11 protein-coding genes and 1 pseudogene are annotated in these 11,317 nt (G+C 38.7%); 10 read left to right on the plus strand and 2 right to left on the minus strand.

Going from position 1 to position 11,317, the window contains the following annotated elements; all coding sequences use genetic code 11:
* Window positions 1-133 precede the first annotated feature (133 nt).
* A pseudogene (locus H280_RS25585) lies at window positions 134-306 on the plus strand (IS4 family transposase); the annotation flags it as partial.
* On the opposite strand, the gene H280_RS0103655 reads toward H280_RS25585, so the two are convergent.
* Window positions 296-1,024, minus strand: a complete 729-nt coding sequence (locus tag H280_RS0103655) for a glycerophosphodiester phosphodiesterase (protein WP_020059756.1) — start codon at window positions 1,022-1,024, stop codon at window positions 296-298. The pseudogene H280_RS25585 and the gene H280_RS0103655 sit on opposite strands and share 11 nt — an antisense overlap.
* Window positions 1,025-1,176: 152 nt before the next feature.
* Here H280_RS0103655 and H280_RS0103660 point away from each other — a divergent pair, with 152 nt between their 5' ends.
* The 7 genes from H280_RS0103660 (at window position 1,177) to argS (ending at window position 8,507) form a co-directional block, all read left to right on the plus strand.
* Entirely contained in the window at window positions 1,177-1,578 is a 402-nt protein-coding gene (locus tag H280_RS0103660; RefSeq protein WP_020059757.1) for a MerR family transcriptional regulator, read from the plus strand.
* A 5-nt stretch (window positions 1,579-1,583) separates the two neighbouring features.
* Window positions 1,584-2,735: an MFS transporter gene (locus H280_RS0103665; protein WP_020059758.1), complete on the plus strand. Its 1,152-nt coding sequence runs from the start codon at window positions 1,584-1,586 to the stop codon at window positions 2,733-2,735.
* 184 nt (window positions 2,736-2,919) lie between these two features.
* Window positions 2,920-3,747, plus strand: a complete 828-nt coding sequence (gene speE / locus H280_RS0103670; protein ID WP_020059759.1) for a polyamine aminopropyltransferase — start codon at window positions 2,920-2,922, stop codon at window positions 3,745-3,747.
* Between the two features lie 294 nt (window positions 3,748-4,041).
* Entirely contained in the window at window positions 4,042-4,917 is an 876-nt protein-coding gene (gene speB, locus H280_RS0103675) for an agmatinase (protein ID WP_020059760.1), read from the plus strand.
* A gap of 540 nt (window positions 4,918-5,457) precedes the next feature.
* A complete protein-coding gene (locus H280_RS0103685; protein ID WP_020059762.1) occupies window positions 5,458-5,817 on the plus strand; it encodes a YxeA family protein in 360 nt (119 codons plus the stop codon).
* Window positions 5,818-6,399: 582 nt separating this feature from the next.
* Complete coding sequence (locus tag H280_RS0103690) at window positions 6,400-6,837, plus strand: DUF1934 domain-containing protein (RefSeq protein ID WP_020059763.1); 438 nt, start codon at window positions 6,400-6,402, stop codon at window positions 6,835-6,837.
* Window positions 6,837-8,507, plus strand: coding sequence for an arginine--tRNA ligase (gene argS, locus H280_RS0103695; protein ID WP_020059764.1), 1,671 nt, complete (start codon window positions 6,837-6,839; stop codon window positions 8,505-8,507). The genes H280_RS0103690 and argS overlap by 1 nt, the downstream gene beginning before the upstream one ends.
* Before the next feature lie 235 nt (window positions 8,508-8,742).
* Here argS and map read toward each other — a convergent pair whose 3' ends face one another.
* Window positions 8,743-9,537, minus strand: a complete 795-nt coding sequence (gene map, locus H280_RS0103700; protein WP_081625583.1) for a type I methionyl aminopeptidase — start codon at window positions 9,535-9,537, stop codon at window positions 8,743-8,745.
* A 146-nt stretch (window positions 9,538-9,683) separates the two neighbouring features.
* Between map and H280_RS0103705 the strand changes: the two genes are divergently transcribed.
* Both H280_RS0103705 and H280_RS0103710 read left to right on the plus strand, forming a co-directional pair.
* Complete coding sequence (locus tag H280_RS0103705; RefSeq protein WP_020059766.1) at window positions 9,684-10,586, plus strand: ABC transporter ATP-binding protein; 903 nt, start codon at window positions 9,684-9,686, stop codon at window positions 10,584-10,586.
* Window positions 10,583-11,317: an ABC transporter permease gene (locus H280_RS0103710; RefSeq protein WP_020059767.1), complete on the plus strand. Its 735-nt coding sequence runs from the start codon at window positions 10,583-10,585 to the stop codon at window positions 11,315-11,317. Before H280_RS0103705 ends, H280_RS0103710 begins: the two co-directional genes overlap by 4 nt.

Genomic DNA, 11,317 nt, shown 5'->3' on the forward strand with positions numbered 1-11,317 from the left:
CGCCGTTCAAATCAATACTATCTTAATTTGAACGCAATGCCCAAATAAAGCTATTGAACTAACCGTTTGTGGAAGAAGGAAAACTGAAGTAATAACATTTAGGTTCGACTTTTTTATAAACGGTATAACTTTTTTCAAAACATGGGAATCTTTTTTAAAATTGACAGGTGCAAAGAAATTAAGAAAGAATGCTTAGAATGCCATTTATATAGGCAACTCATTAGTATTTTACTCTGTTCATCGACGATGTTCAAAATGCGTCAGTTACTCTTAGATAAGAAAAAGAAAGAGCTTCTTAGTAAGAAAGAAGCTCAAAGGCACGTGTTGGCCAGTCCGTAATGATGACATCAACGCCGTAATCTATCATCTTTCGTAAGTCTTCGTATTCATTAATTGTATATGGACGGAATATGAATCCTTGTTGCTGAGCTGTTTGTACAAACTCTTTTGTGAGTAATTCAAAGTTTGGGTGAAGGCCAGTAGCCTGTCTTTTCTTTGCTTCAGCAATCGGATCTGCGAGCGGTTCATCGTATAAAATGGCACGGGGAATCTCTGGTGCTAAAGTTGTGAGCAGCGCAACTGATTCATGGTTAAACGAAGAAAATACAATTCGATTAGAAAGATGAAATTCGCGAACAAGAGCTACAGCTTTTTCTTCTATACCAGGATAACGAATAACGTCTGTTTTTAATTCAATATTTAATTCTAGCGTTGTTGTAGAAAGCCAAATAAGCACTTCACGGAGTGTTGGAATTTTCGCTTCATGAAAAGAAGAATCCTTATAACTACCAGCATCGAGTGCTTGTAATTGCACGGTGGTTTGTTCACAGACAAGTCCTGCTCCATTTGTTGTTCGGTCCACAGTTTCATCGTGAATCACAACAAGTTCACCATCTTTTGATACGTGTATATCAAGCTCAATACCGTGCGCACCAACGCGCTCTGCTTCTTGAAAAGCAATCATTGTATTCTCAGGGTGTGTACTTCTCACACCGCGATGCGCAAAAATAAGTGGTTGTTTCATATGTAATAGGCTCTCCTTCTCGTTTGTTTTAATTCAATTATCAAACTGTGCAATTTAAAAGGCAACCTTTGTGGGGAAATTTTAAAAAGGTGTAATAGTTGCATAAGGGTTAACGTTAACGTAAAATGTAATGATGTTAAGGGGGAATGGACGTGTATAAAATTGAGGAAGTTACAAAACAAACTGGTTTAACAAAACGGACTCTTCGTTATTATGAGGAAATTGGTTTAATTCATCCACCAGAACGCAGCGAAGGAAATATTCGCCTATATACAGACGAAGATGTGGAGAGAATTAAAAAAATTGTAGAAGCGAAAGAAGTATTAGGGATTACGCTTCAAGAAATGCAGTATTTCTTATCCCTTAAAGAACGTATGGAGCAAAGAAGAAATAGCGATAACCCGCGAGACCGAGAAGTCATTCAAGAAATAGCCAATATGCTGACCAATCAAATTGAGACGCTAGACAAGAAAATGTTACAAATGAAGCGTGTGAAAGAAGAATTAGAAGATAGCTTGGAAAGAGCAACGAAGTTTTTAGAAAGAGGAGAATGATTTATATGGAGAGTAAACAACGGATGGGAAGACTCATTACGGTAGTCGCTACGTTTCTTGCTTTTTCGGGCATTGGAGTAGTCGATCCTATTTTGCCAATCATCGCAGAGAAAATTGGAGCAACGCATTGGCAAGTAGAAATGTTATTTACAGCTTATATTTTAACGATGGCCATCATGATGCTGCCAGCTGGGCTTCTTGCGGCACGGTTTGGTGATAAGCGTATGATGACAATCGGTCTTGCGATTGTAACAGTGTTTGCATGTATTTGTGGGTTATCACAAACAATTGCACAGTTATCTATTTTTCGTGCTGGCTGGGGTTTAGGAAATGCAATGTTCTTTGCAACGGCGATGACATTATTAATTGCGCTGAGCAAAGAAGTGCATGAAGCAGTTGGATTGTATGAGGCCGCGATTGGTTTAGGTATGGCAGGAGGTCCGTTGTTAGGTGGTTTATTAGGTGGGTATTCTTGGCGTTATCCGTTTTTTGCGACAAGTGTTTTAATTGCTTTAGCATTTATTCTTGTTTTCTTTTTTGTAAAAGAACCAGAGCGCAAAGTGAAACGCCAATCAGCTGGATTGAAAGAATTACTTAATTTGGTGAAGTATAAACCTTTCATACAAGGTGCTATTTCCGGGATGTTATACTACTATGCTTTCTTTGTAGTTTTAGCGTATTCACCGCTTATTTTACATTTATCTGCTATTCAGCTTGGATTCGTCTTTTGCGGATGGGGCCTTGCATTAGCGTATGGTTCTGCTAAACTTGCTCATCGATTAGAAGAGAACTATGAGCCAAAAATGTTACTGCGTTATAGTTTACTTGTGTTTGCTTGCTTTTTAGTTTTATTATTCTTCGTACATGTAATGTGGTTACAAATTGTACTTATTGTTTTATCAGGATTAGCGTCTGGTCTTAATAATGCGCTATTTACAAGTTACGTAATGGACATTTCACCTTATGAAAGATCTATCACATCAGGGGTATACAACTTTGTTCGTTGGTTAGGCGGAGCGATTGCACCCATTCTATCTGGAATTCTCGGCCACGTGATTTCACCGCAAAGTCCGTTTTTAGTCGGAGGAATTGTAGCGCTAGTTGGATGTGTGATGATTTATATACCAGTAAAAAATGAGAGCAAAACCCTTTCCTAGGAAAGGGTTTTCTTACCGTTTTATACATAATTGACTAAATATACGAACGAAAACAATTTGCTTCAAATATATTTACGGTATTTTTATATTTTTAACTATACTTTTTATATGTTTTGTTTTATTTTTGTTAGGGGACATTAATGGTGTCCACATTATAAATTGCAATGAAAGGCGTGATCGCACAATGGAACTATGGTTCACAGAAAAACAAACAAAGCATTTTGGAATTACAGCGCGTATTAACCGCACTTTACATACGGAGCAAACAGAATTTCAAAAGCTTGATATGGTTGAAACAGAAGAATTCGGTAACATGCTTATTTTAGATGGCATGGTTATGACAACACAAAAGGATGAGTTCGTATATCACGAAATGGTAGCGCACGTACCATTATTTACACATCCAAACCCTGAAAACGTTTTAGTTGTTGGCGGTGGTGATGGTGGTGTTATTCGTGAAGTATTAAAACACCCAAGCGTGAAAAAAGCGACACTTGTTGAAATTGATGGAAAAGTAATCGAGTACTCTAAAAAGTACTTACCAGAAATTGCTGGTGAATTAGAAAACCCACGCGTAGATGTAAAAGTAGGCGATGGCTTTATGCACATTGCTGAAAGTGAAAACGAGTATGATGTAATTATGGTTGATTCTACAGAGCCAGTAGGCCCAGCTGTAAACTTATTTACAAAAGGATTCTATGCTGGAATTTCAAGAGCGTTAAAAGAAGACGGTATTTTCGTAGCACAAACGGACAACCCTTGGTTCACACCAGAGTTAATTTCAACTGTGTTTAAAGACGTAAAAGAAATCTTCCCAATTACGCGCTTATACACAGCGAACATTCCAACATACCCAAGTGGACTTTGGACATTCACAATCGGATCTAAAAAACATGATCCATTAGAAGTAAGTGAAGAGCGTTTCCACGAAATCGAAACGAAATATTACACAAAAGAACTTCACAAAGCAGCGTTCGCATTGCCGAAGTTCGTTGGGGATTTAATTAAGTAAGAAAAGCGGAAGCGGCTTGCTCAGAATCGCAGGACGTTGGAGCCCCCGACAGAGAGGTGCTTTTTACCTCGTCCGAGGGGGCGAAACGACCGGAGATTCTAGCCGCTGAAGCTAGACAAGAAAAGCGGAAGCGGCTTGTTCAGGCATGCCGACTAAGGTTCTTTCCCACAAAAAGGCATGTTTCCTTCTCGCGGGAAAGAGTATGGTAAATCGATAAAGAGGAGCAAATAGCTCCAAATTTGAGACAAAATGAAAGGTTGGGATACCTTAAGTTCCAGATAGGAGGAAAAGAATATGCGTTTTGATGAAGCTTATTCAGGTAAAGTGTTTATTAATAGTCATCCAAGTTTTGAAGATGCTGAAGTAGTTATTTACGGGATGCCAATGGATTGGACAGTAAGCTATCGTCCTGGTTCTCGTTTTGGCCCAGCACGTATTCGTGAAGTATCAATTGGATTAGAAGAATATAGTCCATATCTAGATCGTGAACTAGAGGAAGTTAAATATTTTGATGCGGGTGATATTCCGCTTCCTTTCGGTAATGCACAGCGTAGCTTAGATATGATCGAAGAATATGTAACAAAACTATTAGATGCTGGTAAGTTTCCGCTAGGTCTTGGTGGTGAGCACTTAGTGTCTTGGCCAATTTTTAAGGCGATGGCCAAAAAATATCCAGATTTAGCGATCATCCATATGGATGCTCATACAGATTTACGTGAATCTTATGAAGGTGAGCCGTTATCTCACTCTACACCAATTCGTAAAGTGTGTGATTTAATTGGCCCAGAAAACGTATATTCTTTCGGGATTCGTTCTGGTATGAAAGAAGAATTCGAGTGGGCAAAAGAAGTTGGTATGAACTTATACAAATTTGATGTATTAGAACCATTAAAGAAAGTATTACCAACACTTGCAGGACGCCCAGTCTATGTCACAATTGACATTGACGTATTAGACCCAGCTCATGCTCCTGGTACAGGAACGTTAGAAGCTGGCGGTATTACATCAAAAGAACTATTAGATTCCATTGTTGCAATTGCAAATTCAAATATAAACGTAGTTGGAGCAGACTTAGTTGAAGTAGCTCCTGTATACGATCACAGTGATCAAACACCAATCGCAGCAAGTAAATTTGTGCGCGAAATGTTACTTGGATGGGTGCAGAAATAAAAGCGAGGCCGACTGTTTAGGCCTGATGGCTAAGGTTCTTTCCTGCAAAAAGTGCTCTTTACTTTTTGGCGGGGAAGGTTCTTAGACGCAAAGGCCTAGGAGGCGCAGCTAGATAAAAATAAAAGCGAAGCCACCGAGTATTCTAGTTACTAAAATTAGGTGAAAAGTAAGCTTTCTAAAAAGGCTATTTCGAATGAATTCGAAATAGCCTTTTTTGTGTTGTTTTCATATGAATCCATTTTGATTTTTCGACATATAGATTGCTGCTATATAGAAAAAAGGATTCTGCACTTGCTTTCTCCATTTGTTTAAACTTCGCATGTGGCAGAAAAGGGCCCTTACCGCTTCTATGCACGGCCAGATGCTCTTGCCCAATGAAAAAGAATGGTTTGATGTCGTTTTTAAAATTTCGATTTATATAGTTAACTTTCCTTACAATGATGTAAGAAAAGTGTAAGGAAAATCGATAGAGATTACCTTTTGTAAATTTTATACTGAGGATAATAATAAGGAAGCGTTATGTAAGAGGTGAAAAGCTTTATGCGTATGATATTAAAAGTTGGAGCGGTATTTGCTATTTTATGCGGGGCAGGAGCCTGTTATTTACAAACAAAAACAGAAGGTGTGCAAGCTTTTATAGATAACTTTTTTTCAAGTAAGGAAGTAAAGGCATGTTATGCTGTGACAAATCAAGGCGAGAAAAAAGGGGATTGGTATTTGTATGCCTTTACTGCTTATGATGGAGAAGGAAATAAGCAAGTTGTGAAGAAAATGATAAACCGTGAACTGCGACGTGGAGAATATTTGAAGATCTATGCAAAAGGTAGTCAAGGTCAAGGATGGGCTGAATTGCAAGAGAATGAAGTACCAACAAATGTGCTAGAAAAATTGAGAAAATAATGAAAAGGAGCTGACCCAAAAGAGATGTAGATGTCTTTTGAATCAGCTCCTTCTTACTATGTTCACTGATATATAAATACAAGTTGACTTTTTAACATCTAAGTCGCTGCTATGCAGAACAAAACGTGGCCACTACTTGCTGCCTATCTTTGTTTTAAACTTTGCACGTGGCAGGAAAAGGAACTGACCGCCTCTATGCATAGCCAGTTGCTCTCGCCCACCGAAAAAGAAGAAGGTTTTTATGTTAGTTTTTCAATTTGCATCTATATATATCGGTGATTCGACATGTTAAGCACATGAAAAGGAGCTGACTAGTCCCTTTTCGCGTCAGCCACTTCCTATTATTTCATAAGGTTGATGGTTAATTAGGAAAGAAAAATTTATAAATTGTGTTTGCAAATACAGCTTTCAGCAGACAGACACCACTGTTTTTTGATATGATAGAAAGAGTCTTTTATTTTTAGGAAAGCTGAAGTGGCTTGCTTAGAATGAGCGGAGAAGGAAGGCGAAAAGCCGTCAAACATTCTAGCCACTGGAGCTAAAATATGCTATACCTATAACATTTTGAAAGGTGTGCAAGACGTGGAGAAGCAACTTGCAGGCTTACCAGTACAGGTTCACTTTGTAACGGAAATTCGTGAAGGAACGCGAAAGGAAACTATTGCTTTTGATGCAAATGGTCTATACTATGTAAAGGGTCAAAGTACATATGTAACGTTTCAAGAACTGAACGAACAAGGCGAAGTGAAGACAATTATTAAAATCCAAGATGATCAAGTTCTCATTATGCGTTCCGGTGCTGTTTCGATGCGCCAAACTCATAAAAAAGGTGAGTGGACAACAGGGACGTATACAAGTGAGCTTGGAACGTTTGCATTGCAAACAAAAACAGATAACGTCCTTTTTAAATGGTCGGAAGAAAAGAAAAAGGGACAACTCTTTCTAACGTATGCATTGCTTCTAAGTGAACAAGAAGCAGGCCGATATACAATTACCATTAATCTTAAGGAGGCACAATAATGAACTCTTTAGAACAAGTAAAAGAACTCATTAAAGAGGAAATTAAAGCTGCTGTAATAAAAGCAGAATTAGCAACAGAAGAACAAATTACAAACGTTATATTAGAAACACCGAAAGATAAAGCAAATGGTGACTTCTCTACAAATGCGGCAATGCAACTTGCACGTGTAGCGAAAAAAGCACCTCGTATGATTGCAGAAGAATTAGTTGCAAATTTTGATAAAGCAAAAGCTTCTATTGAAAAAATTGAAATTGCTGGCCCTGGTTTTATTAACTTCTATATGGATAACAGCTATTTAACAGATTTAATACCTACAATTATTACAGCTGGCGAAGCATATGGTGAAACAAACACAGGTAAGAGCGAAAAAGTACAAGTTGAATTCGTCTCTGCAAACCCAACGGGCGACCTGCACTTAGGTCATGCGCGCGGAGCAGCAGTTGGTGATACTCTATGTAACGTATTAGCAAAAGCAGGCTACGATGTATCTCGTGAATATTATATTAATGATGCAGGTAATCAAATTCATAACTTAGCGCTTTCTGTTGAAGCTCGTTACATGCAAGCGTTAGGTTTAGAGAAAGAAATGCCAGAAGACGGTTACCACGGTGCTGATATTATCGGAATTGGTAAGCGCCTTGCAGAAGAATTCGGTGATCGTTACGTGCATGTAGATGCAGCAGAAAGCTATGAGTTCTATCGTCAGTACGGTTTAAAATATGAATTAGAAAAGCTTCAAAAGGACTTAGGAAGTTTCCATGTGAATTTTGATGTTTGGTATTCTGAAACATCATTATATAAAAACGGTAAAATTGATGAGGCTCTTGCAGTATTAAAAGAGCGCGGTGAAGTGTTTGAAGAAGAAGGCGCAACATGGTTCCGTTCTACAACTTACGGCGATGATAAAGACCGCGTATTAATTAAAAACGATGGTTCTTACACATACTTAACGCCGGATATTGCGTATCATCGTGATAAATTAGAGCGCGGTTTTGATAAATTAATCAACATTTGGGGTGCTGACCACCACGGTTACATTCCTCGTATGAAAGCGGCAATTCAAGCGCTTGGATACGATAAAGATACATTAGAAGTAGAAATCATCCAAATGGTACAACTATACCAAAACGGTGAAAAAGTGAAAATGAGTAAACGTACAGGTAAAGCTGTTACACTTCGTGAGCTTATGGAAGAAGTGGGCGTGGATGCAATGCGTTACTTCTTTGCGATGCGTAGCGGTGACTCTCATTTAGACTTTGATATGGACTTAGCAGTATCAAAATCAAATGAAAACCCTGTATACTATGCGCAATACGCACATGCACGCGTATGCAGTATTCTTCGTCAAGGTGAAGAACTTGGTTTAGCTGCAGGAGGCGATGTTAACTACAAACTAGTTGCTTCTGAAAAAGAAGTAGACTTATTAAAGAAACTAGGCGAATTCCCGGCAGCGGTTGCAGAAGCAGCACAAAAACGCCTGCCACATCGCATTACAAGCTATGCATTTGATTTAGCCGCAGCGCTTCATAGCTTCTACAATGCAGAAAAAGTATTAAACCAAGACAATGTGGAATTAAGTAAAGCTCGTTATGATTTAATGCGTGCAGTACGTATTACCCTTCAAAATGCATTAGCATTAGTTGGAGTATCTGCACCAGAGAAGATGTAATGAAGAAAATATCTATTTCGAAATAATATAAAAATATCTGATCAGTCGATGGACTGATTAGATATTAAAGAAATGAAGCAGCGCGCATCGACCCTCAGTCGATGCGCGCTGCTTTGTAGTTACTTTGGATTTATCCCGCTATTCGAGGGCAGTAATACTCCCGCCTCAAAATTCAGCGAGGATGAAGAAAACTCCACTGATTAAAGTTTTACTTTATATAACCGTGTGTTTTTGCTTATAGCGTTGTTAAAATAATTGGTTCACCGCGAGTTACAACGATTGTATGCTCACACTGTGCAACTAGGCTTTTATCTGGTGTGACAAATGTCCAGTCATCATCACCGCGTTCGATAATATGATCTGCGCCCATTGATACGAATGGTTCTACTGCTAAGACAAGTCCGTCTTTTAAGAGAGCGCTATCCATTGGATCGAAATAGTTTAAAATATGGTTTGGTGCTTCGTGTAGGCTAATGCCAATGCCGTGTCCCGTTAAGTTTTGAATGACTGTATAGCCATTTTTACGAGCATCATTGGCAACTGCACGGCCAATTTGGTTTTGTTTTGCACCAGCTTTTACTTTTTTCATCGCTGCCCAAAATGCACTTTCAGCAGCAGCGCAAAGTTTTTCTTTTGCTTCGTCTTGCCCAAGAACAAATGAAATACCTGTATCTGCATAGTAACCACCAAGTGCCGCAGATACGTCGACGTTTACTAAGTCGCCCTCTTTTAGAACGCGGTCTCCTGGGATGCCGTGCGCAACTTCTTCATTGACGCTAATGCAAGTTGTACCTGGAAAATTATATTCTTTTTCAGGTGCAGAAATAGCACCGTGCTCATCTAATACCTTCTTACCAATTAAATCAAGCTCTTTCGTTGTCATGCCTGGCTTTGCTTGTTTTTTCATTTCCTCGCGAGCAAGCGCAACGATGCGGCCAATTTTTCGTAAGCCTTCTAAATCTTGTTCATTGCGAATAATCATGAAAACCACTGTCCTTCCTCGAATGTACATCTTATATGATTGTATCATGTTTATTTTTGTCCTGCTACTGACGTGGGAAGTCACCCATTTCAAGATTTCATGACATTTGTCATATTCATGTCATGACGTATCGTACTGTTTTCCAGCTCTTCCAATTTATACAATATAAATGTAAGAACGACGGAGGTGGAGAAATGAAGCAAATAATTGAAGTAAACGGTGTTTCAAAAACATTTAAACATAAAAAAGCAGTCAATAACGTTTCATTTACAGTAGCGAAAGGGGAAATCGTTGCATTACTTGGCCCAAACGGAGCTGGTAAAACGACAACTATTTCGATGATGCTCGGATTAAGGGAACCCTCAGAAGGAAACATTTCAATCTTTGGTAAGAGCCCAAAACACCGAGATGTTCGCAATCGCCTAGGAGCAATGCTACAAGAAGTGAGCGTCATTGATAGCGTGTCAGTAGAAGAAGCAATTGACTTGTTTCGTAGTTATTATACGAATCCAATTGCAAAAGAAACATTACTTCAGCTATCTAATTTAGCATCAGAAAGAAAAGAGCAATGCGAAAAGCTATCGGGCGGTCAAAAAAGACGTTTAAATTTTGCGCTCGCACTTGCCGGAAATCCTGATTTGCTTTTCTTAGATGAACCAACAGTAGGGATGGACATTACGTCTAGAAAAAGCTTTTGGGATACAATTCGGAAATTAGCGGATGAAGGAAAAACAATCATTTTAACGACCCATTATTTAGAAGAAGCGGATGCATTAGCAGATCGGATTTTATTATTTGGTAACGGCAAAATCATTGCTGATGGTACGCCAGATGAAATGAAAGCAACGATTTCTCAAAAAACAATCTCGTTTTATGTAAAAGAGGAATTGCCAACGAGTATGCTTCGCAGCTTACCTCACGTTACAAGTGTTCAGTGGCATGAAAAACGTGTGGTGCTGACAACAGATGATACGGATACTACGCTTCGAGAAATTTTTTATAAAAACTTACCTGTTATGGATATTGCTGTTGAGCGCGGCAGCTTGGATGAAGCTTTTGAACAATTTGTCGCAAATCAGAAGGAGGAAATCGCATGAGAGCGTTTTGGATGCAATGTAAAATAGAAATATTACGTACGTTTCGAAATAAATTATTTATCTTTTTTTCATTATTAATGCCAGTTATGTTTTATTACATTTTCACAAACGTGGTGTCAGTGCCACAAAACGGAGATGCATGGAAGGCACATTATTTAATTTCAATGGCTACTTTTAGTATTGTGGGAACAGCGCTCTTTAGTTTTGGTGTTCGTCTGTCACAAGAAAGAGGGCAAGGATGGACGCAGCTTTTACAAATTACACCGCTGCCAGAGGGAGTATATTTATCAGCAAAAGTTATTGCTCAAACGGTTGTAAATGCTTTTTCAATTGTAGTTATTTTCATCGCAGGTATCGTTATTAATGATGTACAGTTAACAATTGGACAGTGGATTAGCGCGGGGTTATGGTTATTGATTGGTGTTACGCCATTTTTAGCACTTGGAACGGTGATTGGTTCGATTAAGAAAGCTGATGCTGCTACGGGACTTGCGAATATGTTAAATATGTGTTTAGCGATTTTAGGCGGCTTGTGGATGCCAATTGAAGTGCTTCCGAAGACGTTAAGAAGCATCGGAGAATGGATGCCGACATATCATTTTGGAAGTGGAGCTTGGGACATTGTTGCTGGAAAAACAATTGGCTGGGAAAATGCAGAAATTTTAGGAGGTTATTTTATCGCTTTTGTTGTACTATCGGTATATATAAGAAAAAGACAGGAAGCGGTATAA

This window comes from Bacillus sp. 123MFChir2, assembly GCF_000383235.1.
Taxonomy (GTDB): domain Bacteria; phylum Bacillota; class Bacilli; order Bacillales; family Bacillaceae_G; genus Bacillus_A.